Source organism: Synechococcus sp. PCC 6716 (assembly GCF_022570815.1).
Taxonomy (GTDB): Bacteria; Cyanobacteriota; Cyanobacteriia; order Thermosynechococcales; family Thermosynechococcaceae; genus Thermosynechococcus; species Thermosynechococcus lividus.
In genome coordinates this window covers 19,650-44,660 of sequence record NZ_JAKLTU010000005.1, presented here as the reverse complement: position 1 = coordinate 44,660, position 25,011 = coordinate 19,650, and the positions used below count along the sequence as shown (strand labels likewise).

Annotated in this window: 28 protein-coding genes and 1 pseudogene; 21 read left to right on the top strand and 8 right to left on the bottom strand. The window is 53.2% G+C overall.

Annotated features, from left to right (window positions below):
* The first annotated feature begins 82 nt into the window (after positions 1-82).
* Entirely contained in the window at positions 83-769 is a 687-nt protein-coding gene (locus L5220_RS04800; RefSeq protein ID WP_499572025.1) for a DUF1614 domain-containing protein, read from the top strand.
* Here the strand turns inward: L5220_RS04800 and ribBA are convergent.
* The 3 genes from ribBA to L5220_RS04785 all read right to left on the bottom strand — a co-directional run bounded on the left by ribBA (position 766) and on the right by L5220_RS04785 (position 5,738).
* The gene (gene ribBA, locus L5220_RS04795) at positions 766-2,430 is read right to left on the bottom strand and encodes a bifunctional 3,4-dihydroxy-2-butanone-4-phosphate synthase/GTP cyclohydrolase II (RefSeq protein WP_499572023.1); all 1,665 of its coding nucleotides are present in this window, start codon (positions 2,428-2,430) and stop codon (positions 766-768) included. The genes L5220_RS04800 and ribBA overlap by 4 nt on opposite strands.
* 182 nt (positions 2,431-2,612) lie before the next feature.
* Entirely contained in the window at positions 2,613-5,396 is a 2,784-nt protein-coding gene (secA, locus tag L5220_RS04790) for a preprotein translocase subunit SecA (RefSeq protein WP_099798924.1), read from the bottom strand.
* 72 nt (positions 5,397-5,468) lie between these two features.
* Positions 5,469-5,738, bottom strand: coding sequence for a Mo-dependent nitrogenase C-terminal domain-containing protein (locus L5220_RS04785; protein ID WP_499572020.1), 270 nt, complete (start codon positions 5,736-5,738; stop codon positions 5,469-5,471).
* A 276-nt stretch (positions 5,739-6,014) separates the two neighbouring features.
* Here L5220_RS04785 and L5220_RS04780 point away from each other — a divergent pair, with 276 nt between their 5' ends.
* The 4 genes from L5220_RS04780 to L5220_RS04765 all read left to right on the top strand — a co-directional run bounded on the left by L5220_RS04780 (position 6,015) and on the right by L5220_RS04765 (position 9,019).
* Positions 6,015-7,022: a radical SAM protein gene (locus tag L5220_RS04780; RefSeq protein ID WP_499572018.1), complete on the top strand. Its 1,008-nt coding sequence runs from the start codon at positions 6,015-6,017 to the stop codon at positions 7,020-7,022.
* On the top strand, positions 6,943-8,337 hold the full coding sequence (locus L5220_RS04775) for a glycosyltransferase family 2 protein (RefSeq protein ID WP_499572016.1): 1,395 nt from the start codon (positions 6,943-6,945) through the stop codon (positions 8,335-8,337). Before L5220_RS04780 ends, L5220_RS04775 begins: the two co-directional genes overlap by 80 nt.
* A 120-nt stretch (positions 8,338-8,457) precedes the next feature.
* A complete protein-coding gene (locus L5220_RS04770; RefSeq protein WP_448515320.1) occupies positions 8,458-8,658 on the top strand; it encodes a cyclic nucleotide-binding domain-containing protein in 201 nt (66 codons plus the stop codon).
* Positions 8,659-8,671: 13 nt separating this feature from the next.
* Entirely contained in the window at positions 8,672-9,019 is a 348-nt protein-coding gene (locus tag L5220_RS04765) for a hypothetical protein (protein WP_499572014.1), read from the top strand.
* A gap of 10 nt (positions 9,020-9,029) precedes the next feature.
* Here L5220_RS04765 and L5220_RS04760 read toward each other — a convergent pair whose 3' ends face one another.
* Positions 9,030-9,227, bottom strand: a complete 198-nt coding sequence (locus L5220_RS04760; protein WP_499572012.1) for a hypothetical protein — start codon at positions 9,225-9,227, stop codon at positions 9,030-9,032.
* 41 nt (positions 9,228-9,268) lie between these two features.
* Here L5220_RS04760 and L5220_RS04755 point away from each other — a divergent pair, with 41 nt between their 5' ends.
* From L5220_RS04755 to L5220_RS04725, 7 genes are all read left to right on the top strand, one after another.
* On the top strand, positions 9,269-9,475 hold the full coding sequence (locus L5220_RS04755; RefSeq protein ID WP_499572010.1) for a Rieske 2Fe-2S domain-containing protein: 207 nt from the start codon (positions 9,269-9,271) through the stop codon (positions 9,473-9,475).
* A gap of 120 nt (positions 9,476-9,595) precedes the next feature.
* Complete coding sequence (locus L5220_RS04750) at positions 9,596-10,804, top strand: MFS transporter (RefSeq protein WP_499572008.1); 1,209 nt, start codon at positions 9,596-9,598, stop codon at positions 10,802-10,804.
* Between the two features lie 147 nt (positions 10,805-10,951).
* Entirely contained in the window at positions 10,952-12,067 is a 1,116-nt protein-coding gene (locus L5220_RS04745; RefSeq protein ID WP_099798919.1) for an ATP-dependent 6-phosphofructokinase, read from the top strand.
* 89 nt (positions 12,068-12,156) lie between these two features.
* Positions 12,157-12,669 carry a bifunctional nuclease family protein gene (locus L5220_RS04740; protein WP_499572102.1) on the top strand — a complete coding sequence of 171 codons (513 nt, stop codon included), beginning with the start codon at positions 12,157-12,159 and terminating at the stop codon, positions 12,667-12,669.
* Between the two features lie 6 nt (positions 12,670-12,675).
* Positions 12,676-13,797: an aldo/keto reductase gene (locus L5220_RS04735; RefSeq protein WP_448527775.1), complete on the top strand. Its 1,122-nt coding sequence runs from the start codon at positions 12,676-12,678 to the stop codon at positions 13,795-13,797.
* A 152-nt stretch (positions 13,798-13,949) separates the two neighbouring features.
* Positions 13,950-15,077 carry a trypsin-like peptidase domain-containing protein gene (locus L5220_RS04730; RefSeq protein ID WP_448514507.1) on the top strand — a complete coding sequence of 376 codons (1,128 nt, stop codon included), beginning with the start codon at positions 13,950-13,952 and terminating at the stop codon, positions 15,075-15,077.
* Positions 15,078-15,397: 320 nt separating this feature from the next.
* Positions 15,398-16,099, top strand: coding sequence for a response regulator (locus L5220_RS04725; protein ID WP_499572001.1), 702 nt, complete (start codon positions 15,398-15,400; stop codon positions 16,097-16,099).
* A gap of 6 nt (positions 16,100-16,105) precedes the next feature.
* Here L5220_RS04725 and recR read toward each other — a convergent pair whose 3' ends face one another.
* On the bottom strand, positions 16,106-16,714 hold the full coding sequence (gene recR / locus L5220_RS04720; RefSeq protein WP_499571998.1) for a recombination mediator RecR: 609 nt from the start codon (positions 16,712-16,714) through the stop codon (positions 16,106-16,108).
* A gap of 7 nt (positions 16,715-16,721) precedes the next feature.
* The gene (prfC, locus tag L5220_RS04715) at positions 16,722-18,347 is read right to left on the bottom strand and encodes a peptide chain release factor 3 (RefSeq protein ID WP_499571996.1); all 1,626 of its coding nucleotides are present in this window, start codon (positions 18,345-18,347) and stop codon (positions 16,722-16,724) included.
* 41 nt (positions 18,348-18,388) lie between these two features.
* Here prfC and galE point away from each other — a divergent pair, with 41 nt between their 5' ends.
* From galE to cbiD, 5 genes are all read left to right on the top strand, one after another.
* Complete coding sequence (gene galE, locus L5220_RS04710) at positions 18,389-19,387, top strand: UDP-glucose 4-epimerase GalE (protein ID WP_499571993.1); 999 nt, start codon at positions 18,389-18,391, stop codon at positions 19,385-19,387.
* Positions 19,388-19,447: 60 nt separating this feature from the next.
* A complete protein-coding gene (locus L5220_RS04705) occupies positions 19,448-19,654 on the top strand; it encodes a DUF454 family protein (RefSeq protein WP_227517301.1) in 207 nt (68 codons plus the stop codon).
* Positions 19,651-19,989 carry a hypothetical protein gene (locus tag L5220_RS04700; protein ID WP_448514501.1) on the top strand — a complete coding sequence of 113 codons (339 nt, stop codon included), beginning with the start codon at positions 19,651-19,653 and terminating at the stop codon, positions 19,987-19,989. The genes L5220_RS04705 and L5220_RS04700 overlap by 4 nt, the downstream gene beginning before the upstream one ends.
* Positions 19,990-20,117: 128 nt before the next feature.
* Positions 20,118-20,783: a HEAT repeat domain-containing protein gene (locus tag L5220_RS04695; RefSeq protein WP_499500197.1), complete on the top strand. Its 666-nt coding sequence runs from the start codon at positions 20,118-20,120 to the stop codon at positions 20,781-20,783.
* A 6-nt stretch (positions 20,784-20,789) separates the two neighbouring features.
* Entirely contained in the window at positions 20,790-21,911 is a 1,122-nt protein-coding gene (cbiD, locus tag L5220_RS04690) for a cobalt-precorrin-5B (C(1))-methyltransferase CbiD (RefSeq protein WP_499571989.1), read from the top strand.
* Here cbiD and msrA read toward each other — a convergent pair.
* Positions 21,908-22,570, bottom strand: coding sequence for a peptide-methionine (S)-S-oxide reductase MsrA (gene msrA, locus L5220_RS04685; RefSeq protein WP_099798910.1), 663 nt, complete (start codon positions 22,568-22,570; stop codon positions 21,908-21,910). The two genes, cbiD and msrA, sit on opposite strands and share 4 nt — an antisense overlap.
* 383 nt (positions 22,571-22,953) lie before the next feature.
* Between msrA and L5220_RS04680 the strand changes: the two genes are divergently transcribed.
* From L5220_RS04680 to L5220_RS04665, 4 genes and pseudogenes are all read left to right on the top strand, one after another.
* Positions 22,954-23,145, top strand: coding sequence for a hypothetical protein (locus tag L5220_RS04680; RefSeq protein ID WP_499571986.1), 192 nt, complete (start codon positions 22,954-22,956; stop codon positions 23,143-23,145).
* Positions 23,115-23,249, top strand: a pseudogene (locus tag L5220_RS04675) (hypothetical protein); the annotation flags it as partial. The gene L5220_RS04680 and the pseudogene L5220_RS04675, both read left to right, overlap by 31 nt.
* Positions 23,239-23,607 carry a zinc ribbon domain-containing protein gene (locus L5220_RS04670; RefSeq protein WP_499571982.1) on the top strand — a complete coding sequence of 123 codons (369 nt, stop codon included), beginning with the start codon at positions 23,239-23,241 and terminating at the stop codon, positions 23,605-23,607. The pseudogene L5220_RS04675 and the gene L5220_RS04670, both read left to right, overlap by 11 nt.
* A gap of 79 nt (positions 23,608-23,686) precedes the next feature.
* Positions 23,687-23,788 (top strand): DUF4351 domain-containing protein, encoded by a 102-nt coding sequence (locus L5220_RS04665; protein ID WP_099799026.1) that lies wholly within the window; start codon positions 23,687-23,689, stop codon positions 23,786-23,788.
* A 1-nt stretch (position 23,789) separates the two neighbouring features.
* Here the strand turns inward: L5220_RS04665 and L5220_RS04660 are convergent, their stop codons facing one another.
* Entirely contained in the window at positions 23,790-24,914 is a 1,125-nt protein-coding gene (locus tag L5220_RS04660; RefSeq protein WP_499571980.1) for an LptF/LptG family permease, read from the bottom strand.
* Positions 24,915-25,011 lie beyond the last annotated feature (97 nt).

Here is a 25,011-nt window from a genome sequence, read left to right as displayed (position 1 = left end):
TCGATCTTTCTGCAAACCCGTCATCCGTTAAGATTAAAAGATTCAGTCCCATTGTTGTGCCCTCTACTAAGTAATCGGTCGTTTGACTCGCCCCACCATGATTTACCTGCCTGTCACCTTACTGCTCTTTATACTTTTTTTGCTGCTCTTTCCCTTTATTTGGCTGGCGATCGCCATCGATGTGGTTGAAGTGGCGGTGGCCAAACTGGGCTTTTCGCCAGGAGTTGCCCTGCTGTTATTTGCTGCGGTGATTCTGGGCAGCACGATTAACATTCCCCTCTACGAACGAGTCTCGCGGGTCGCGATCGTGCCGGATTTCACAGAGCTTTGGGTCGCCCGATTTTGGGGCATTCCCCTACGGAAGGTTGAGCAAAAGACAATTGTGGCCTTGAATGTTGGCGGTGGGCTGATTCCAACGCTGCTTGCCCTCTACGAATTGACGCGCTCCAATCCCTTGCTCATCATAGTGGTGACAGCAATTGTTACATTCGTGAGCTATTATTCAGCCCAAGTCGTTCCTGGGATTGGGATTCAGATGAATGCACTGGTTGCCCCCCTCACCGCCGCACTGGCATCTGTGCTGCTGACAGGGGGCTATGGAGCAGCGCCGATCGCCTTTGCTGGCGGGGKATTAGGAACGTTGATTGGCGCGGACTTGCTACATCTGCCAGAAATTGAGCGCATGACCCCTGGGGTGCTCAGCATCGGCGGTGCCGGCGTCTTTGATGGGATTGCGCTGTGCGGCCTATTTGCCTTGTTGTTAACCTAGTTCACGTCGAGCGTCTTTGAGCAGGCATAGGTATAGATCAGATGGGGTTGCCACTGGGCGGGCAGTTGTTGGCGGTAGGGCTGGCGATCAAGGTGCATGGGAAGGTTCAGCATAGGGTCGCTGCCGGTGGCTACCAAGAACTCAAAACTTGCTAGGTTCGGCCACTGGCAAAAGGTCTGTAACAACTGTTGCACCGCAAGCACGTAGGGATGCTCCGGCTGCTGCATCCAGTGGCGATCGGCGAGATCCGGTTGATCAAAGCCAAAATGGACAATTAAGTCGGGGTGGCTAAAAATAGCTTGGGCAACAGGTCGGGCGTCTTCCCGTACCAATAAGTCCATCCCCGCTGCCAGATGGCGCAGTTTCTCTAACCGTTCGTAGCGATCGCCCACGCTCAGATTGACCTCTCGCCAACGAAAGGCCACCGTTAACAGATAGGTTTGCAGCAGCAAGTGCCCGAGTTTCTCAGCTTTGGTCGTTAAGTAGCTAGTGTTGTAGGGGGTGGCCTCAATCAGGAGCGGCACGCGATCCACCACTTCTAGGCCATAGCCCTTGAGGCCAGCAATTTTGCGCGGGTTGTTCGTAATGAGGCGAATTTGACGCACCCCTAAATCATTGAGCATTTGGGCACCAATGCCGTAGTTGCGCAGATCTGCCGGAAACCCTAAATGCTCATTGGCCTCAACGGTATCCATCCCCATATCTTGAAGCGAGTAGGCGCGGAGTTTATTCACTAAACCAATTCCCCGCCCTTCTTGGCGCAGATAGACAACCACACCTTCCCCCGCGGCATTAATCATTTTCAGGGCAGCCTGCAATTGCATACGGCAGTCGCAGCGCAACGACCCCAAGGCATCTCCTGTCAGACATTCTGAATGTACCCGCACAAGAACAGGGTGGTGGCTAAAGCTGGCCGGATCCCCTTTGACAATGGCCACATGCTCAGAGTGGTCGAGGGAGTTGCGATAGCCATAAATTTGAAACTCTCCAAACTCAGTGGGTAAAGCAGCGACGGCTTCGCGGCGGATAAACCGCTCGTGCTGTAGGCGATAGCTAATGAGATCCGCAATGCTAATAATTTTGAGGTGATGGGTGCGGGCATAGGCCATCAACTCCGGCAGCCGCGACATGGAGCCATCCGGATTCTGGATTTCACAAATGATGCCAGCGGGATACAGTCCCGCCAAGCGAGTTAAATCCACTGCCGCTTCGGTGTGGCCGGCGCGCTTTAGCACCCCTCCAGGGCGCGATCGCAAGGGGAATATATGCCCAGGTCGGCGCAAGTCTTGCGGTTGGGTGCTCGGATCAATCAACGCTTGGATGGTGCGTGCCCGATCCTCTGCGGAAATCCCCGTGGTGACCCCCCAGCGAGAACCGGCATCTACACTGACTGTAAAGGCTGTTTGGTTGCTGTCGGTATTAGTGGTCACCATCAGGGGCAAGTCTAGCTGATCGAGGCGATCGCCCTCCATCGCCAAACAAATTAACCCGCGGGCATTGACAGCCATAAAGTTAATCATGGCAGGGGTCACCCGCGCCGCTGCTCCAATTAAGTCCCCCTCATTCTCACGGTGCTCATCATCTACCACGACAATCACTTCACCGCGACGCAATGCTTCAAGGGCAGCATCAATTGAGTCAAAAGTAAATGAATCGTTCAAGCTAGTCTCTTAGCGCGTTAGGAGTGAAGTTTTTAAGATTTATTTTTTTATTTTATCCTAGCTCTCAACTCGTCACCATCCGCCCAGCTAGGTCGCCACCCCGCTGCTGCCTCCCACGGAATCGCCAGATCAAGCTCAGGGCGAGTCAGGGAGCCGGAGGCGCAGGGTCACCGCCTACTCCCCTACACCGACTCCGAGGAGGAAACTTCCGGTGGGGGTGCCACCTGAGGCTGAAACTGGAACAGGGAGTAAACCACATTGCGGCGGATCATAACCATCATGTCGAGGAATAGCTCGTAGCCTTCGCGCTTATACTCGACGAGGGGATCCTCTTGGCCATAGCCCCGCAACCCCACGGATTCGCGCAGGGCATCCATCTGCTGTAGGTGCTCACGCCAGAGCATATCAATTTGCTGCAAAATAAAGAACCGCTCTGCCTGCCGCATTAATCCTGCTTGGAGACGATCAATCTCTGCTTCTTTTTGTTCATAGGCGGTGCGCACTTGCTCGTGCAAAAAGGCTTGCATTTCCGGCACGCTGAGGTGGGCAATGTGTTCCGGGCGCAAATCTGCCAGTAAATAAACAAATTCCTGTACCTTACTCACCAGCCCCTCTAAATCCCATTCCTCAGAAGGTAGATCTGGGTTGACGTAGGCGGCGATAATATCATCCATCGTTTTTTCGGCGTACTCAAGCACCCGATCCTTCAGGTCTTCCCCCTCGAGCACCCGCCGCCGCTCTGCATAGATTGCCCGCCGCTGGTTGTTCATCACTTCGTCGTACTCAAACACCTGCTTGCGGATGTCGTAGTAGTAGGTTTCAACCTTGCGCTGGGCATTTTCGAGGCTACGGGTCAGCAACCCTGATTCAATGGGCATATCTTCATCAACCCGCAGGGCATTCATAATCGCTGCGACGCGATCGCCTCCAAAAATACGCAGCAGATTATCTTCTAAGCTCAGGAAAAAGCGGGTTGAGCCTGGATCCCCTTGGCGACCGGCACGCCCCCGCAATTGGTTATCAATTCGGCGTGACTCATGCCGCTCCGTGCCAATAACGTGCAGACCGCCTAGCTCCACCACCTCCTCGTGTTCTTTTTTAGTGACGACTTCGTACTCTTCCCGAATGCGATTAAACGCAGCCCGCAGCGCTTGAATGACGGGATCATCGGTAGGGGCTTTTTCCGAGGCGATCGCCAGCATATCCTCGGCTTGCAGTTCAGGAATACTGCGCTCACCGTAGGTTTTAACTGCAACCTCCACCGCATGGCGCAGCAACTTTTCAGCATCCTTGCTGATCTCGCAGGGAAACAAGCTCGTTGAAACCTTCCAGTTCTTAGGTGCAGCTTGACCAAAGCCCTGCCCCCCTTGGCGGCTTTGCATCAACCCCAACAGCATCATTGGATCATCACTGGGAGGCATGACAATTCGGGGCATAAAATATTCCCGCACCTTCAGCCGTGCCATATAATCAGCGTTACCGCCAAGGATAATGTCTGTACCCCGACCGGCCATATTGGTCGAGATGGTCACCGCCCCCTTGCGCCCAGCCTGAGCAATAATTTCCGACTCCCGCTCCACATTCTCTGGCTTGGCATTCAGAAGGTTATGGGGAATTTCCAGTTCCCGCAACAACTGGGACAAAATCTCAGACTTTTCAACGCTGGTGGTTCCCACCAGAACCGGTCGCCCTTGGGCATGAATTTCCGCACACTCGCTGGCCACTGCAAGCCATTTCCCCCGCTCTGTTTTATAGACCACATCAGACAGATCCCGCCGCCGGCTGGGGCGATTGGTTGGTACTACAGTCACCTCTAGCTTGTAGATTTTTTCAAACTCTGCTTCCTCGGTCTTGGCTGTTCCGGTCATCCCCGCCAACTTGGGATAGAGCAAAAATAGGTTTTGATAGGTGATGGTTGCAAGGGTCTGCGACTCGTTTTGAATATCCAGCCCCTCTTTTGCCTCAATGGCTTGGTGAAGGCCATCACTCCAGCGGCGACCCACCATCACTCGCCCCGTAAACTCATCCACAATGACAACCTCACCATTGCGGACAATGTAGTGCACATCCTTGTGGAAAAGTTCCTTGGCCTTAATGGCATTAAAGATATAGTGCGCCCACGGATCCTGCGGGTCGTAGAGATCCTCTACCCCCAGCAACTTTTCTGCCTCGATAAAGCCTTCATCCGTCATTAAGACGTTGCGTGCCTTTTCATCCACCTCGTAGTGCTCCTCATTTTTGAGGCTGCGGGCAATGGCTGCCGCCTTCAGGTATTTTTCGGTAGGCCGCTCCACTTGCCCAGAAATAATCAGCGGGGTGCGGGCTTCGTCAATGAGCACCGAGTCCACTTCGTCAATCACGCAGTAGTTAAACGGCCGCTGCACCACCTCAGCCATGGAGGTGGCCATATTATCCCGCAGGTAGTCAAAGCCAATTTCACTGTTGGTGGCATAGGTAATGTCGCACGCATAGCTTTTTTGGCGCTCTTGGGGAGCCATCTGCTGCTGAATTAGCCCAACGCTTAGCCCTAAAAATCGATGTACTTGCCCCATCCACTCTGCATCGCGCCGCGCCAAGTAATCGTTCACCGTAACAATGTGCACCCCTTTGCCAGTTAAGGCATTGAGGTAGGCGGGCAGGGTGGCCACAAGGGTTTTTCCTTCCCCCGTTTTCATTTCGGCAATTTGACCATCGTGCAGAATCATGCCGCCGATGAGCTGCACATCAAAGTGCCGCATTCCCAAGACCCGCCGTGACGCTTCGCGCACCACCGCAAAGGCTTCGGGCAAGAGGTCATCAAGGGCTTCGCCGTTCTCCAACCGTTGCTTGAATTCACCGGTTTTGGCCTGTAACTCACTATCGCTTAGAGCCTGAATCTGCTCCTCCAGCAGGTTGATCTCGACCACGTAGGGTTGATATTTTTTAACCTTGCGCTGATTGGGATCGCCAAATAGGGCTTTCAGCATGTGACGGGCACCATGATACAAAGCTATATATTCTACATCCTATAGCAAGTACCAGCTCCCCAACCGCTGCCCCTAGACATACTGGCTAATATCCTCGCCACAAACGTCACTGAGGTACGTTAAGGCGCGAAACCGCAACAGAATAACCTCTTCGTAAAAAGGATTGAGTTTACACAAGGGCGGAATGGTGATCACGGGACGTCCCCATAAAGAAATGCGGCGGGCAAARGGGCACTGGGCAGGAATCCATCGACAAATACGGTGGGCGATCGCCGGGGTGTCCACCGGTAAGGTCAAGAGCCATTGCCGCAGGGTAGCCATTATTGGAAGGGATTGGGTCATCTCTTGATTCATTGCTGTAGTTACCGCTGAATACTCACCACACTTTTACGGTAAAGATAATCTCAGCAAATATCAATCCCTTAATTATATAAAAAAATTTTATATTTGATAAGTCAAGCTAAAGCTCGCAGCAGCTAAGGAGCACCATGGTTAACAATCTGGTTTACACTGTTGAGCAACTTACCTAAATGTTTGTATTTTGCCTAGATACGTTTCAATTGTTTGCCTTAGCTTCCGCTATTGGAGCTTGGGTTTGTACCAGAAGGAAAAGGTTCAATGAGTCCATTAGTTGCCAACTATTACCTCACCTACCGTTGTAATGCCCGCTGTCATTTTTGTGACATTTGGGCACTTGAGCCAGGGAAAGAGGCCGAATTTAGTGCGATTCAAACGAACTTGCGAGACCTCAAGCGGTTGGGGGTCAAGTACGTGGACTTTACGGGGGGCGAACCGCTGCTGCGCGCCGATGCCCCAGAGATTTATCGTGAAGCGAAGCGGCTGGGCTTTGTCACCAGTATGACCACAAACACGATTCTGTATCCACGGCGAGCTAAGGAAATTCAAGGATTAGTGGATTTTCTGAACTTTTCTCTTGATGGTCCGGATGCCGCCACCCATGATCAATCCCGGGGGGTCAAAATCTTCGATACGCTGGTGGAGTCCGTGAAGATAGCCCTTGAGCTGGGGGAATACCCAGTGCTTAACCACACCGTTACCGCCCAGAACTATGAGCGGATTGGCGAGGTGGCAGAACTGGCGCAACAACTGGGGGTTCGAGTCTGGCTGAATCCAGCCTTTACGGCGCACGAAAACTACAACGACAAAAAGAACCCGACCCCAGAAATTGCCGACAGTATTGAACAAAATGCAAAGAAGTATAACAATGTTGGTTACAATAAGGCAGCACTCGCACTCATTCGGGCGGGTGGCAATAGCACAAAAACTCCGCGCTGTAAAGCGGTGGATGCGGTGATTGCCATTTCTCCTAATGATGAGCTGCTGTTACCGTGCTATCACTTTGCGCAGACGGGAGTACCCATTAATGGTCGCCTGTACGACCTCTATAAAGAGTCTGAGATAGTTGACCAATATCGGCGTTCGCAAGGACGACTTGCGGTGTGTGAGGGGTGCACGGTGTGGTGTTATCTCATTCCCAGTTTCTTTAAGGGGATAGATAAGTACTGGTTTCTTAATCAGGTGACCTATGCCGGAGAATTCCTGGCCCGAAAACAGTTTTTACAGCGAAGCCGATCCACTCGACGAACTCCTGTCGGAGTGGGTTGATTCCGCTGACAGTCCGCCGCTGCAACCCCGTTCTGAAGGGCGACGACGCAAGGCGTTTGTTGCTCTTTCCTTAATTTGGGGGGTAACCATTGCGCTACATCTTGTTCTAGGGGCGGTCTATCTAATTTATGGCCTCACTCTCTTAATGAGTTGGCAAGCACTGCGCTACTGGCGAGCCGAGGTGCAGCCTCTACCACAAGGAACAGCATCGGAGAGTGATTTAGCACCGCCTAGCTCTCGGCTGACTCCTCTGGTCTCCCTCATGGTGGCCGCCAAAAATGAAGAAGCGGTGATTGGTCGCTTGGTGGAAAACCTCTGTCAGTTAGATTACCCCCGCTATGAAGTCTGGGTCATTGACGATAACAGTAGCGATCGCACCCCCGATATTTTGGCCAGCCTCCAGCAAACCTATCCCCAACTCAAAGTGCTGCGGCGGCTCCCCGGTGCAGGCGGGGGGAAATCCGGTGCCTTAAATCAGGTGTTGCCCCTCACCCGCGGAGAAATTATTGGTGTGTTTGATGCCGATGCCACTGTTACACCAGACCTATTGCAGCGCGTGGTGAGCGAATTTTACTCGCCGCGGGTGGGTGCGGTTCAAGTTCGCAAAGCCATCAGTAATGCTGAGATTAACTTAATCACCCAAGGGCAGGCAGCAGAAATGATGCTTGATGCCTACTACCAACAACAGCGAGTGGCCTGCGGTGGGATGGGAGAACTGCGGGGGAACGGTCAATTTGTGCGGCGGCAAGCCCTTGAGCGCTGCGGTGGCTGGAATGAAGAAACCATCACCGATGATCTTGATCTGAGCTTAAAGCTGCATCTTCATGGGTGGGAGATTCAGGTGCTGATGATGCCAGCAGTACAGGAAGAGGGGGTGACCTCCCTAGTAGCGCTTTGGCATCAGCGGAATCGCTGGGGGGAAGGGGGCTACCAAAGCTACCTTGACTACTGGCAGCCCTTGCTCAGTAATCGCTTGGGGTGGCAAAAAAGCTGGGATGTGTTCTGTTGGTTTCTGATTAAGTACGCTATTCCTACGGCGACGGTTCCTGATGCCCTGATGTCTGCGGTTCAGCATCGCCTGCCGGTGCTACTTCCCCTAACCACCTTGAGCATCTTGATTTCGTTTATTGGTATGGCGCGAGCCATTCCCAAGGCTCAGCCGCAGCCGCTAGCTCGGTGGACAATTTTGTGGACGAGTCTCTGGGGCACTCTCTACATGTTCCATTGGCTGCCGGTGGTTAGTAGTACAACAGTGCGAATGGCGGTGCGGGCAAAACGCCTCAAGTGGGTGAAGACGGTACACTGCGGCACCTAGGATGTTGATCGGGCAACTTGTTGCAGTTCCGTCATCTCTATGACATAGTTTTGTTAACTTGCCTCATTAGAGTAGTTTCTAGTGGATCGTTGTTCGATAACTGGCAAGTTCATGTCACCGATGGCTCTGGTTTCTACCCTTGACCCCCAACCCACCCCGTCTATGAACAAGTGTTCTTTCACGGATCAAGATATTATCTATCGTGCTGGCGATCCGGCCAGTGTAATGTACTTTATCAAGGCTGGGCAGGTTGAACTCATTGATGAATTTCCGGAAACTGGGCGGCACGTAACGGCGGTGCTTGGTCCGGGCAAAGTATAAAGTATTTGGTGAAGTGGATTTAATCCATGGTTGTACTCGCCTCTCGACGGCTCAAGCCAAGGGCGAGGTGAAACTTTTTCAGTTTACGGAAACCGAACTCAAGGAAGCCCTCTTTGAGAATCATGTTAAAAGCTTGATGTTGAGTCGAACGCTGTACGAGCACCTGCGGGATCTCTACAGCGATAATAACCTCGAATCTGAGCTGGCGCGGTTGCGGGTAGAAATGCATCAAACCGTGAAACAAGCGGTGATGGATCATGAGGCACGGGTGGTGAAGAGCCACAATGGCATGATGGCGATCGCCCTGCCCATCGTGATGTTGGTGGGGTTAGTCATTGCCCTCCAGTTTGCTTTGCCCTAAGACAATGGGCTTAGAATTTGAGGCTGAGAGCCAAAATACCCAAAAAGGCGACCAAGGTCATAATTCCAATCTGGGTCATCTTAAACTCGTGATGCTCGATGGCCTCTTCAATTTCCTCGTACATCTCTTCACGAAATTGGGCAATCAGTTCATCTTTGTTACTGGGTTCCATGGTGGTGTACCAAGAGGAGGGGTAAAACTGTACCATTGGCATCCCATTGTAACGGTTAATCTCAGGAGCATAAACAAATGTTGAGAAATGCATGGTATGCCGTTACCCGTAGTGCCGTGCTACAGGAGGCTCCTTTAACGGTACGCGCCCTTGGTGAGCAATTTGTCCTCTGGCGATCGCCGCAGGGTACGGTACAGGCGATGGCGGATCAGTGTCCGCATCGTGGGGCACAGTTGTCTCGGGGGTGGCTAACGGCGGGCTGTCTCACAGCGCTTGTCTGGTGAGACGGCGTGCCTTTGCAGTAAGAGGCAGAGACGGTAAGCTAGTCGAACCCCCAGTTTTTATATTGTCCTTAACCAACTGGCGGTCAGCTATTCTTAAGTTTGTTGAGGAATGTGTACTACATGGGGATCCGCTACCTACGCTCACCATTATTTGTTGTCCTGCTCACAATTGTCATTGACCGCTTAGGTGAGAGTTTAATTTTTCCGATTTTGCCCTTTTTGGTTGAGCAGTTTCATTTTGATGCCTTGACCCTAACTCTATTGTTTTCGTCGTTTGCCGGTGCTCAGTTTATTGCTGCGCCACTGTTGGGAGCACTGTCCGACCATTGGGGACGCAGACCCGTGTTGCTCGTGTGTATTGCCGGAACGGCGGTGTCCTACTTTTTATTTGCAGCAGCCACAACGCCATGGCTGCTCTTTGTCTCACGGATTATTGATGGGATTACCGGTGGGGTGGTGTCAACCGCACAGGCCTATATTGCCGATACGTCTGCGCCAGCGGATCGTGCCAAGAATTTTGGTCTGACGGGAGCAGCCTTTGGCATTGGTTTTATTTTTGGGCCGGCGATTGGTGGTAGTTTGGCGGCGGTGAACCTCAAGCTGCCCATCCTCTTTGCGGGGAGCCTTGCCTTGATCAATGTGGTCATGGCCTATTTCATTTTGCCGGAATCGTTGCCCGCAGCGCAGCGATCGCCCTTTAGTTTAAAGAATTTCGGTGTACAACAGCAGTGGTTGGAGCTATTTAAGACGCGATCGCTCCAGTCATTGATGGCCTCCTTTTTTATCTTTAACTTTGCCTTTGCTGGCTTTACCAGCATTTTTGTGCTCTTTTTGAAGCGCCAGTTTAATTGGGGGCCTGCGGAGGCGGGGATTGTTTTTGTCATTATTGGCGTAGTGAGTACAGTGGTGCAAGCGGGCTTAATTCGCTCCCTGATTCCCCGGTTTGGTGAAAACCGCTTGAGTGTGGCGGGCATGGCACTCATTGGCACTGCCCTACTGGGGATTGCCGCCATTCCGGCCACAGGAGCTTGGAGTGCAACATCGATTTATCTGTGTGTTGTGGGCTTAGCCTTTGGCGTGGGTATTATGCTGCCCTCGTTGCGGGGTGTGATTTCTAACCACGTGCGGGACGAAGATCAAGGCAAAATTATTGGTGCTAGTCAGTCATTGCAAAGTATTGCGGGGATTGCCGGCCCTGCGTGGGCTGGGTGGGTGTTTGATCGGTGGGGAGGGCAAGCTCCGGCATTCCAAAGCGGGTTGATCATGGCGATCGCCTTCATCTTTTTAATCTTGGGTTTGCGTAAACCCACCTACCCCCCGAGTGCCTAACACATCTGGGCTGGATAAACAGTTGAGGATTGCCCGCATCAAAATGTAATGCTGCCTTAACAGTCAAGTCAGCAGTCTCTTCGTTAGGATGTTAGCGGTACACGTTACGTCCCTAACGCAGGCTATCACCAAGGAGAACCAACACCCATGAGCACTAGCCGCAAGCGACTTGGCGTTTTCACCAGTGGAGGTGACTGTCCGGGGTTGAACACGGCCATTCGGGCAATTGTAGCGCATGCCACCCTGAGTTACGGCTGGGAAGTGCTAGGCATTTTACACGCCACCCAAGGATTGCTAGAGCGCAAAGCCATCCCCTTAAATGCTGAAGGTCTAGGAGGGATGGATGTTCTGCTGAATATGGGAGGCACAATTTTAGGGGCAATCAACAAGGGGGACACCCTTGCTCAAGCCGATGACGTTATTGCAGGTTATCACGAACTAGGACTAGATGCCCTGATTGCGATCTGTGGTGATGGTAGTCTCAAAATTTTGCAACAATTAGCACAACAGGGGAACTGGAATTTTCTGGCCATTCCTAAAACCATTGATAATGATGTTGCCCTCACCGATCGCGCCATTGGCTTTGATACCGCCGTAAATATTGTTGTGGATGCGCTGAGTCGCATTACGTCAACCGCTGCCAGCCACGATCGGGTCTTTGTAGTCGAAGTTATGGGTCGCACTGCCGGCCACTTGGCACTGTACTCCGGCATTGCGGGGGGAGCAGATGTCATCCTGATCCCAGAGATTCCCTACTCCATTGAAGGGATTTGCCAGCATCTGCAAAAACTACGCGAACGCTGGGGACGCAAATTTGCCTTGATTGTGGTGGCTGAAGGTGCCCACGAAATTGGCCATGATCCCTCCCAGCCCTATCCGCCACACCACAGTATTGGGCAGTACATTGCTGATCAAGTAGTGAAGCAAAGCCCTATTCCCATCGAGTTGCGAGTCTCTGTGTTGGGGCATATTCAGCGCGGCGGTGCCCCTATGGCCATGGATCGCCTCTTGGCTGCTGGCATGGGTAATACAGCCGTCGATTTGGCCGCTCAAGGAACCTTTGGCCGCATGGTGGCTTGGCAGGGGGGGCAAGTTGTGACCGTTCCCATTAGCGATGTTGTGGCCAAATGTCCGCGCCATGTGGATCCCGATAGCTTTTTAATTCGCACAGCTCAAGGACTCGGCATCTACGTGGGTGACAAGCCGATGCTACCCTACGTGGACCCGACCCTCTGCCGCGATGAGGTGACCTGTGCCATCTAAGGCAGCCGCAGCAGGCTTTCGTAATGCCGTTGCAGGTATGGTTAATAATAGAAAAGGGATTGATCGCCATTGCGCCCGTTGAGGTGGCTATGATTGAAATGACTGTTGCTGGGATTGCCCTTGATGCCACTAACCGTCGCACTCCAATCGTGCTGTTAAAAGACGGTTCTGGGCGGCGTGCCTTGCCCATTTGGATTGGTGATAATGAGGCGCGAGCGATTCTAATGGCCTTAGAACACCAGCGTGCTGCTCGCCCCATGACCCATGATCTAATGGCCAACATCTTGGCTGCTTGGGACATGACCCTTGAGCGCATTGTGATCCACTCGCTGCAAGACAACACCTACTATGCAGTTTTAACGATACGCCAAGGCGACCTGTGCAAAGAAATTGATGCTCGGCCTAGTGATGCGATCGCCCTTGCGCTGCGCTGTGATAGCCCCATCTGGGTGATGGAAGCGGTGGTGGCTGATGCCTCAATTCCTGTGGATCGCGATGCCGATGAACAAGAGCGGATAGCGTTTCGGCAGTTTCTTGATTCCATTCGTCCCCAAGACTTTAGCCAACAGGGACGGGGTATTGAGGATTCCTCTGCAAGCTAGCTCTCCATGCGCTACCGTCGCTTTGGTCGCACTGGCCTAAATCTCTCAGTGTTTTCCCTAGGAACCATGCGCTGCTTAGCAGATGCGACAACCCTGCAAGCGGTGCTGGAGCGGGCGATCGCCCACGGCATTAATCATATCGAAACTGCCGCTGCTTATGGTGCCAGTGAAGCCTATATTGGCCGTGCCCTGCGAGCCTTGGGGTATCCCAACCTTTGGCTAACCACAAAAATTTTGCCCGCTGGGGATGCACGTCATGTGCAACAGCAAATCGAGCAATCCCGGCAGCGCTTGGGGGTCGATCGGCTTGACTGCGTTGCCCTTCATGGCTTAAATACGCCGGAGCACTTGGCATGGCTCAACACTGCGGGGATGGCCACCCTGCAGCAGTATCAACAACAGGGCATCATCGGTGCATTGGGGTTTTCCAGTCATGGTTCCCTGCCTGTCCTGTTAGCTGCGATCGAAACAGGGCTGTTTGACTTTGTGAATTTACACTACACCTACTTCCAGCAACGGAATGCGCCAGCGGTGGCACGGGCTGCTGCCTTGGATATGGGCGTGTTCATTATTTCCCCTGCCGATAAGGGGGGGCAACTCTATCGGCCCCCACGCGACTTACAAGACCTCTGTGCCCCCCTCCATCCCCTGCATTGGAACTATCGCTGGCTCTTGAGTCAGCCGGGTATTACAACCCTTAGTGTGGGAGCTGCTACCGCAGACGAGCTGGCGTTTCCCTTGGCAGTGGCCGATCAGGTGGAACCCCTGAGTCCGGAAGAACAGGCAGTGGCCGATCGCCTGGCAAGCGCCATGGAGCAGGCTCTCGGGGCTGAGTACTGTCGCCAGTGCTATGAATGCTTACCCTGTCCAGAAGACATCCATATTCCCGAAGTCCTGCGGCTGCGGAATTTGACCCTAGCTTACAACATGGAGGAGTTTGGCAAGTATCGCTATGGCATGTTTGGGCGGGCGGGGCATTGGTTTCCGGGGCAACCAGCGGATCGCTGCACTGATTGTGGGGAGTGCCTGCCGCGCTGTCCCAGTAGGCTAGAGATTCCTAGACTCCTGCGGCAAGCCCATAGCCAGTTGCAAGGTCAATCTCGCCCGCGGCTCTGGCAAGGAGTCTAAAGTAAGCAGTGTCCCCAGCCGCCGCGGTGATGGTGCACACAGCAGCGGAGTGATAGTCTCGATCCACGATGGTGACTGCCAACGTCCTCCCATCTCTAGCAGGTGTCTAAGGAGAGAATTAGAGTGGAGATAATCCTACTCTAGTTTTGACGATGCAACGTTTCTTTTGGTTAGGTTTAGGGGCGATCGCCCTGCTGAATTTGACAGGCTGCCCGCTGCGGCAGGCGGTGCCAGAGCCTCTTGGCTCCACAGGTCATGGCTCCAGCCCCTTCGTCAGTGTGGGCGAGGGGAATAACAGCACCCAAAACTTCATTGCCAAGGTCGTGAGCGATGCAGGAGCGGCTGTGGTGAGTATCGACACCTTAGAACTCCCGAGTAATAAACAAGATAGTTTTTTTAACCCAATGCCTGAACCGGACGCTCCTGTGCGCCAAGGGCAAGGCTCTGGCTTTATCTTCGATGCCAGTGGCAAGGTCATGACCAATGCCCATGTCGTTGAAAATGCCAGTATCGTGCGCGTCACCTTGCCCGATGGCCGTGAATTTGATGGCAAGGTGCTCGGCACCGATCGCCTCACGGATGTGGCGGTGGTGGAAATTCCGGCAGAGAATTTACCCACGGTTCCCCTAGGTAACTCCGATAATCTAGTCCCGGGGGAGTGGGCGATCGCCATCGGCAATCCCTTAGGTCTGAGTAATACAGTTACCGCAGGGATTATCAGTGCCACTGGTCGCGGTAGTAACGAAATTGGCGCTGCCGACAAGCGCGTTAGTTTCATTCAAACCGATGCCGCTATTAATCCGGGCAACTCCGGTGGGCCACTGCTCAATGCCGCTGGCCAAGTCATTGGTGTCAACACTGCCGTGATCTCCCAAGCCCAAGGGCTGGGGTTTGCCATCCCCATCAACACCGCCTATCGAATTGCCGAGCAGTTAATCACCACAGGGCGCGCCCAGCATCTTTACCTTGGAATTCGCATGGTGCGCCTCAGCCCTGAACTAGCCCTGCGCATTCGCCAAGAACGCCCCGACTGGAACCTTAAGACAACCCAAGGCACGCTCATTACGGATGTGATGGCTAACTCTCCCGCCGCCCAAGCAGGACTGCAGGCAGGGGATTGGATCGCCAAAATCAACGATGTGAATCAGCCCACCCCCCAGCAAGTTCAAACCATTGTTGAGCAAACTCAAGCGGGTCAAACCATTACCCTTGAGGTGCAACGCGGCAATACAAGTCAAACCTTTAGGGTACAACCCGCCCCCATGCCTGAAAACTTCTAGAAAACTGACAACGACTGCTTCTATGACACGACGAGGCACTATCGTTAATTGTTGTTAAGCATCCTTAGCGGTGTTTTCGTTTGATAGGATACGCAAAGATAGTTGCAAGCAACTGATTGCAGAGAGATGGCGCATAGGTCGTTGTTACGGCTAAAAATAAAAACAGATAAAATAAGTGCTATGCCCATATTAGTATGACAGCTAACACTGTCTCAGGTTGTCCCAAGGCTATGCTAAGGTTGGAATCACATCATGGTGGGCAAACATTCCACCTTGCTGCCCTCTATTCACAACGTCTCGTCTAAGGATGGAGTGTTTCCGTGACCAGCAAAAAAGTCCTTGTCATTGACGACAGTAAAGTTATTCGGTTGCGCGTCCGCGACATGTTACCGGAGGGCGACTACGAAATTTTGGAAGCGAAGGATGGCCGTGAGGGTTTGCAACTCATTGAACAGTCTGACCCGACCCTCATTATGCTGGACTTTCTGCTGCCAAGAGTCAGCGGCTGGGAAGTCTATCAAGAACTGGCGAAGACGGGTCTGCTGGGAGCCATTCCCCTTGTGATTATGTCGGGTCGTAAAGAGGAGGTTACGGAAAAGTTACAGGAACCCTTTGAGTGGTTTGAGTTCATTGAAAAGCCGTTTGAGCGTGAAGAATTAGAAGCTGCCATTCAAGAAGCGTTTCGCAAGGCACGCAAAGCTAGGCCGGTCAAAGCTGCTGCTCCGGCTTCTGAGACGGTAGCCAGCGGGAGTGTCGATCTATCCCCTATCTACGCAAAACTCGCAGCGCTAGAAACGGCCTTCGAGGAGTTCAAAGCCAAGCCTGTGGGGGATGCAGACACCGTTGCGCAACTCCAAGCGGCGGTGGCACAACTGCAAGCAACTCTGCCGCGGGATGGTGATGAGGCTCGTTTGGCTGCCCTAGAGGCTGAAAATCAGAAACTCCATGCCGAAGTGGAACAGCTCAAGCGGGCGGTACACCAAATTGTGGCTGCATTGCGACGATTACAGGGAGCGCACTAAGGTTTGCTACTGCCATTCAAGTTCGCGCCGACCGGCGAGGGCACGAGCCAGCGTCATTTCATCGGCGTAGTCGAGGTCGCCCCCCACTGGTAGGCCAAAGGCAATACGGGTGACGGTGGCAAAGGGTCGCAGCAGCTGGCCAATATAGAGGGTCGTCGTTTCACCCTCAATGCTGGGGTTAATCGCCAAGATGACTTCTTTGACGTTGGCTTGGCTGGCGCGCTGAATGAGAGGTTGCAGGTGCAACTGTTCGGGGGTGATGCCCTCCATGGGGGAAATCAATCCCCCTAAAACGTGGTATTTCCCATGATATTCGCGGGTTTTTTCAATGGCGATGACATCTCGCGAGTCGGCCACCACACAGATGGTTTGATCATCACGCTGGGGGGAAGCACAAATATCGCACACGGGTTCTGCAGACAGATGAAAGCACACAGAACACAGTCCCACCTGCTGTTTGGCCTCCAAGAGAGCTTGGGCGAGGGCTTGGATGTCTGCTTCCGGTCGTTTAACAAGGTGGAGTGCCAAGCGTTGGGCTGTTTTAGGGCCAATGCCCGGTAGGCGCTGCAACTGTTCGATCAACCGTGCTAGGGGACGGGTATAGACGCTACTCATAAGTAGGCTAGATGGAAACCGCACTGGCTAGGGGGGCGATCGCGCTCAGGCGCAGCTTTGGATGATCGGCGATCGCCTGCTGTAGGTTCCACTCGTTTTTGAACAGTAGCACTGGGCGACCCCAACTGTCCTTAACCGTCACCGCATTAAAGATGCGTCCTGCGGCCTCTAGAGCGTTCCAACCGTCAAGTACCCAACGCGCGACGGTGTAGGGCAGAGGGTCAAGGCGGGTTTCAACACCGTACTCGTTCAGAAGCCGAAACTGTACTACCTCAAACTGGAGTTGGCCGACGGCGGCTAGAATGGGATCCCGCTTAGATTCATCCGTGGAGTACATAATCTGCACTGCACCTTCCTCCCGTAATTCACTGACCCCTTTTTGAAAGGATTTGAATTTAGAGGGATTGGGATTGCGCAGGTAGGCAAACAGTTCCGGTGAAAAACAGGGAATCCCCTCGTATTCCAACTTGGTGCCCGTGTAGAGGGTGTCGCCAATGGCAAACATCCCCGGATTATTCAGGCCAATCACGTCGCCAGCATAGGCGGTTTCCAAGGACTCACGGCCTTGGGCAAAGAGTTTTTGGGGGCGAGAGAGGCGAATAGTTTTGCCAGTACGGGCATGGCAGACAGTCATGTCTTTCTCAAATTTGCCGCTGCACACGCGCACAAAGGCAACGCGATCGCGATGTTTGGGATCCATGTTGGCTTGGAGCTTAAAGACAAAGCCACTGAACTGTTCATGGTTGGGGTCAATGAGGCCGCGATCGCTGCGGTAGGCCGCAGGGGGGAGCGCATAGGTCAAAAAGTGCTCCAGAAAGAGGCGCACCCCAAAGTTCGTCATCGCACTGCCAAAAAACACGGGGGTCATTTTCCCCTGATGGACTAACCCTAAGTCCAGTTCGGCTCCTACGCCATCGAGTAGTTCTAGCTCATCTTTGAGGTGGTTGTACTCTAGGCGATAGGATTCAATGTAGGCATCAATGGCAGACTCTCCCAAAGCAAGAATGGTCTCGATTGCTGCCCGAGAGCCATGGCTGCTGCGCTCGAAAAAGTGAATGTTGCGTTTGAGGCGGTCATAGACACCGCGAAAGCGATCGCCCATTCCCAGCGGCCAATTCACTGGATAGGGAATTAACCCCAATTCCTGCTCAATTTCGTCGATGAGTTCCAGCGGTTCACGCCCTGGGCGATCCAGCTTGTTAATAAACGTAAAAATGGGCAGGCCGCGCAACTGGCATACTTCAAAGAGCTTGCGAGTTTGGGGTTCGAGTCCCTTGGCCGCATCCACCAGCATCACTGCGTTATCGGCAGCCGCCAAGGTGCGATAGGTATCTTCACTAAAATCCTGGTGACCCGGGGTATCCAGTAGGTTAATTTGATAGCCTTGGTAGTCAAATTGGAGCACCGTTGAGGTGATGGAAATCCCCCGCTGCTGCTCCATCGCCATCCAGTCGGAGGTGGCTTGACGCTGTGCTCGCCGGGCTTTGACCGCTCCCGCTTCGTGGATTGCGCCACCGTAGAGGAGCAGTTTTTCGGTGAGGGTGGTTTTCCCCGCATCAGGGTGAGATATGATTGCAAAATTACGCCGCCGCCTGACTTCGTAAGCAATTTCAGTTTGCAAGTCGCTGGTCATGGCAAGATATGTCACTGCTTTCCTAGTCTAACAGACCCTCTATGGCACAACCCTTAGTTCTAGTGACCGGTGGCGCAGGTTTCATCGGCGCTCATGCTGTTCTCGCCCTGCAACAGGTCGGCTTTGAGGTTCTGATTCTAGATAATTTAGAGCGCGGCCATCGGGATCTGGTGGAAACAGTTCTAAACGCTCAACTCATTGTGGGGGATATTGGCGATCGCCCCCTGTTAGATCAGGTATTTCACAGCCGTTCGATTGCCGCAGTCCTGCACTTTGCTGCCTATATCGAAGTGGGGGAGTCGGTACGCTTTCCCGATCGCTTCTACAAAAATAATGTGAACGGTACACTGACCCTGTTGCAGGCGATGGTGGCGGCTCAAGTTCCCTCCATCGTCTTTTCCTCCACCGCTGCGGTCTATGGGTTGCCGCAGCGCCTCCCCCTTGAGGAAACCGATCCTTGTGCCCCCATTAACCCCTACGGTCGCTCGAAGTGGATGGTGGAGCAGATCTTGGCGGATATGGAGCGTGCCTATGGCCTTAAATATGTGATTTTCCGCTACTTTAATGCAGCGGGTGCAGATCCCCACGGCCGCCTTGGCGAAGATCACCATCCCGAAACCCATCTCATTCCCTTGGTGCTACAGACTGCTCTGGGACGGCGCCCCCACATTAACATTTATGGCACTGATTATCCTACCCCCGATGGTACCTGCATCCGCGACTATATCCACGTCAGCGATCTTGCCTATGCCCATGTGTTGGGGTTGAAGTATTTGCTGGCAGGGGGGGAGTCAAACGTATTGAATCTTGGGAATGGTCAGGGGTTTTCGGTGCGGCAAATTATTGACACGGCAGCACGAGTTACTGGCTGTCATATTCCAGTCCAGCACAGCGATCGCCGCGCTGGGGATCCGGCTCGTCTTGTGGCCAATGCCGATCGCGCCCGGCGTATTCTCGGGTGGCAGCCCCAGTATGCCGACATCGAAGAGATCATCGCTCATGCGTGGCAGTGGCATCAGCATCGTCACAGTTGTGCTTAAGTTGCGGCAATATAGAGGGGTGAACGACATAACTCCTGCACTGTTTTCAAAGGTTGGCCTGTGACTAAACGTATTCGTAATACCGCTCGGATGATTTTAGGCGTCTTGTTTAGCATGATTGGCGTGGTAGGGTTTATCCTGCCCCTTGTGCCGGGCACTCCTTTTTTACTAATTGCTGCGGCCTGCTTTAACTCGATGGAACCCGAAGAGCCACCAGCGGCAACCCGTAACGCCCAAGGGACTGAGTCAGCACAACCCATGGCATGAAGTATTTTTTCCTCACCGATGGCTGGCAAATTGGTCGTGTTTGGGAACCCCAAGGGCTATGGGATGTGCAGGCATGGCGGCGCTCACCCGTGATTACCCACACCTGTCTGTATATTCTCGAAGGGTCTGAAAAGTTGTGGCTGTACCAAGTGGAAGAAATTGTGGTGATGGTTGAGGTCAAACCCAGCCACCCTAATCCAGAATCCACCATTGGTCAAGTCACGCTCAAGCGACTGATGAGCGCTGAGGATGTGCTCACTTACCTGTCCACAACCCCTAGTATTACCGCCATTCAAATTGATAAAACCTGCCCCTCATCAGGTCTTCAACGTTGATGTCGGGGTTAAGTTGGATGCGCATCGTTCTTTGCCCAAGCCTTAAATAGGCGAATGGTGCCGAGTGGCTCTCTTGGCGCGGGTCACTAACCGCAGTAGGATCAAGGGAATAGGTTGAGGTAATTGGGGTGGACACAACCACGATTCAGCAACTCTTAGCATCAGCAGATGTGGGCGATCGCCTACAGGGACTGAACCAGTTGCGCTCCCTAGAGCCGGAGGTTGCCTTTCCCTTGGTTCAACCCCTCATCCAAGATGCTAATGCCCGGATTCGCTACGCAGCGGTGAGTCAGTTAGCCACTCTAGGTCACGTCAACCCTACCCAAACTCAAGAGTTGCTGCGCGATCGCCTGCTCCATGACAGTGAAACGGATGTGCGGGCTGCCGCTGCAGACGCAATGGCGGCGTTGCAACTTCCCTTTGCCCTCGAGGACTTAGAAACGGCTTACCACAGTACGGATGACTGGCTGTTACAGTTTAGTATTGTTGCTGCCCTAGGGGCCTTGGCTAATCCAGCCGCGGTTACCTTACTCAAAGAAGCCTTGAATAGCTCCCAAGAACTGGTGATGTTGGCGGCGATTGGTTCCCTTGGCGAACTTAGGCAACCAGACATCTTGGACGTACTGCGCCCCTTTGTGGATTATCCTGACTGGCAGGKGCGGCATCGGTTGGCGATCGCCCTCGGCCAGATTGGCACCGCCGACGCCAAACAGATACTAGAGCAAATGCAAACCGATAGTGCCCAAGCGGTGGTTGAAGCCGTCCAGACAAGTTTGGCACAGTTGACGTCGTAGGGCTATTTGGCAACCGCTGTGGGCTATACCTTACCTGTGTTTGCAGCAGCGGCGGCTGTTGCTGCTCTGCGGTGTTTAACCGAGGGTACTTGCCCGTCAGCAGTCACCTTAGCCTTGCTGAACCCCAATCGCTGCGAAACGTTTACCATTGCCCAAGGAGCTTGCCTAGACCCTCAACAGGCTCTTGCCATTACCTACAGCGAACCCAGTGATCCCCTAGATATTACGCGGCAGACTCCTGTTTGGGCATGGGTGACTTGGGCAGATGCCACGACTCAGCCACGGATTCACCTTGAGGGGGGGGTCGGCATTGGCCGCCACCAAGCCACAGGAGAAGCAGCAATCTACCGTTACGCCAAGTTGCTGTTAACCACAAATCTAGAATTCTACTGCCCCAGCGATCGCGCCATTCGGGTCAGAATTATTTTGCCGGAGGGGGCGCAATTGGCACAGCGAACCTCCAATGCAGCCTTTGGGATTGTCGAGGGCTTATCGCTGCTGGGTACCGGGGCGATCGCCCAGCCCTTGACAGCCCCAGAGCAACTTGAGCAGTACCTCGCTGAACTGGCGACAAAAGCAGCCCAATCCTCGACCCTTGTATTTTGCATTGGCGAAAATGGCCTGCAGGTGGCGCAAACCCTTCACATTCCCCGGCAATTGTGCGTCAAGACTGCCAATTGGTTGGGTCCGATGTTAGTGGCGGCGGCAGAGCACAATATTCAGCAGTTGTTGCTCTTAGGCTACCATGGCAAACTGATCAAGTTAGCGGCGGGTATTTTTCACACCCATCATCACTTAGCGGATGCTCGCCAAGAAGTCTTCACAGCATTTTGTGCCCTTGCGGGCATTACAGGCAGCTTACTCCAGCAAATTTGGCGATCGCCAACCATAGAAGCGGCGTGCCAATTACTTGCAGCCAAAGCCCCAGACCAGTTAGCACCCATTTTAAGCCAGATTGCTAACCGCATTGACGAGCGCACCCTTGCCTACCTGCGTACCCACTGCTCTACCTCGGTAGCGCGATCATTGCAGGTGGGAGCAGTTCTATTTCGGCGCGATCGCCAAATCGTGGCAACCAGCCAAACCGCTCAAACCCTCTTAGCATCCCTAAGGCAAGTGATTGACTAGCAGACGGAGCTAGCCCCGGTGCTGGGCTCATAGCGCACGTTGGTACCTCCTAAGCCACAATAGCCATTGACATGACGGTGGAGATACTGTTGATGATACGCTTCAGCAAAATAGAAGTCAGGGGCGGGTAAAATTTCCGTCGTAATCTGGCCATAACCCGCTTCTTTCAGAGCAGCTTGGTAGCGATCTCGGCTGGCTTCAGCAAGAGCCTTTTGCTCCGGGGAATAGTAATAAATCCCAGAGCGATACTGCGTACCCACATCATTGCCTTGGCGCATGCCTTGGGTGGGGTCGTGGTTCTCCCAAAACACCTTTAGTAACGCTTCGTAGCTAACCTGTTGTGGGTCATAGACAACACGCACCACTTCATTGTGGCCAGTCATCCCAGTGCACACCTCTTCGTAGGTGGGGTTTGGCGTATAACCACCAGCATAGCCCACCGCAGTAACATACACACCGGGCACTTGCCAGAATTTGCGCTCTGCCCCCCAAAAGCACCCCATGCCAAACAACGCTAGTTCTAAGCCTGCGGGATAGGGAGGAGCCAAGGGATGACCGTTGACTAGATGCGCCTTGGGAATAGGCATTGGCTCACTGCGCCCAGGCAAGGCAGTCTGCGGACTGGGAAGGGTTAATTTTTTGAATCCAAAGAAGGCCATAGCTGCTCATCAACAACGCCCTAGGGCTTATTCTAGCTAACACTAACAGAACTTATCAGCATGTGGGGGTTCGGGAGAGCGATAAAACCCCGTCATGAACGATAGTGAAGGGTGGGGATACATGGACTCCCCGCGCGAGTCGAGGGGAGTCAAGAATCAACTTTTGGTACAATTATCTCAGATTTGGTAGATAAAATGCTCGTCTATGAAGCCAAGTTACAAGGAACTCAAGACTAGGATCAGCGGCTCGCTCAAACGCTGCGGACGGGTCTTTTTGTTCGCAACAAAGCGCTTCGCTACTGGATGGACGGGCAAGGCAAACGCACGGCTGACCTCAACAAATACCTCAACAAATACTGCCGAGTTTTAGCCAAAGAGTATCCTTGGGCGAAAAAACTCAACTCGATGGCACGACCAACGATGGCAGAACGAGCGTGGTCAGCGATTTCTCGCTTCTACAACAACTGCAAGCAAAAAGTGAAGGGCAAAACGGGAACAACGCCGTCTATCTCGCAAACAAGAGGGGTCAAAAAATCGCGCCAAAGCAAGGCTTAAACTGGGAAGAAAACACCTAACAGTCCAACGCCAGCGTAAGGACTGGGCTGTGAAACTAGCCCGGTGCGTAGTGATATCTAACGTTCGCCTTTGGCGGCGCGGAGCGCTTTGTCGTGGCGTATGAGGACGTGCAAATCAGAAACGTGGCGAAGACCCATCAGGTAGCCAAGTCAATTGTTGATGCAGCATGGTATCAATTCCGCCAGTGGCTGGACTATTTCGGGACCGTATTTGGGGTGGTAACTGTCGCTGTCCCACCTCAGTACACCTCCCAGACATCCTCGTGTTGCGGCCATTGGGTCAAGAGGTTCCTCAGCACTCGTTCTCATTTGTGTCAGTGTGTGTCAGTGCAGAACTGTGCTGGACAGAGACCCCAACGCAGCTATCAACATTGTGGAGCTAGGTTGACGGACTGTGGGGTACACAGGCTCTTACGCTGGTGGAGACAAGGCCGCTACTCATCTTCTGGAAACAGAGGTTGAGCACGTCACCTCGTTGACGCAGAAACCTTCATCGGCGACGATGGAATCCTCTTCCTGAGCACAGCGAAGGAAGGGGAGGATGTCAACTCTGGAGCAGTTGGATGCGTTGGGGGAAGCACTCCTCGAGTTTCAAGACTTTAACGATCTCGAAATCTGGCCAGACTCCCAGCCCAACGGTTAGTCTAGTGTTGATTTGCGTGGTGCAGCATGCCAATACCGATCGCCGTCACAACCGTCTTGGGAAGCCAACTGGCAACAATGGGGCTGACAGCTCCCCCTTCGCCAAACGCTGTAAAAATGAAGCTCACTACGTAGTAACCAAAAATAATCGCTACACTAAGGCCAAAGGCACGTCCCTGACCTTGGCGAGGTGAGCTAATGCCTAAAACTGCGCCGATCAGGGCAAAACCAACACAAACAAAGGGCAAAGACAGCTTTTCTTGCAACTGCACCTGCCATTGTCGCAGCCGTTTCATATCCCCACTTTCGGCCAAGATCTGGCTGTGGTGGTACATTTCGCGACTGGTCATGAATTCAGGATCGCGGGTTTCTTGGGCTAAATCAAGGGGGGTGCGTGGATAGGCAAAATATCGCTCCCCAAAGGGTTCAACGGCTTCATAGTCTTGGGCGGGGTTGAGGCGATAAAGTGCGCCACGGCGAAATATCCAAACAGCGCCTTGCCACTCTGCTGCTTCTGCTCTAAGGATTTCTCGCAACTCGCCATCCTGAAAATTTAGTACTGTGACCTCTCCCATCATGCGGCCATCAAACGTATGGGCAAAGAACAACTGCTGAAGCTGACCATGGGCAAAGCGACGGTAGAAAATATTTTTGGGATGGTAGGTTGGCACGGGTTGGCCAATGGCCGTGCGCAGGGTTTCAATGGCGCGGTAGGCAAGGGGGGGAGCCACAAGCTCATTGAGGCCAAAGGTTAGGATCAAGGCAAGGAAGCCCGCCATGAGGGCAGGGCAGACCAAGCGCACTGGGCTAACCCCGCAACTTGTGCAGGCAATGACTTCGCTGCGGCGGGAAAGTTGGCTATAGGCTAACAGTGCCCCAAATAGCACGGCCATAGGAATACCTAGGACGGCAAAGGTCGGCAGACGTAGGAAAAAAACTTGCACGGCACTAAAAATGCCGAGATTATTTTCGACCATGTTCCGAATGAGGTAGAACACAGTACCAATCACGGCGGCGATCGCCGTAAAAATGCCAAACCCAACCACAAAGGGTTGGATCATCTGCCGGAGAATGTAGCGATCCAGTAAGGACAGGTAAGGCACCGAAATAGCAGTGGATAGGCGCATGGGAGAAAAAAACCTGATTTCACCTTATCAAGTTTTGGCTTGCCATCAGCCTCGGAAGGATGTCACCCTAGATAGAGATGTGGACACAAGGTCAGTT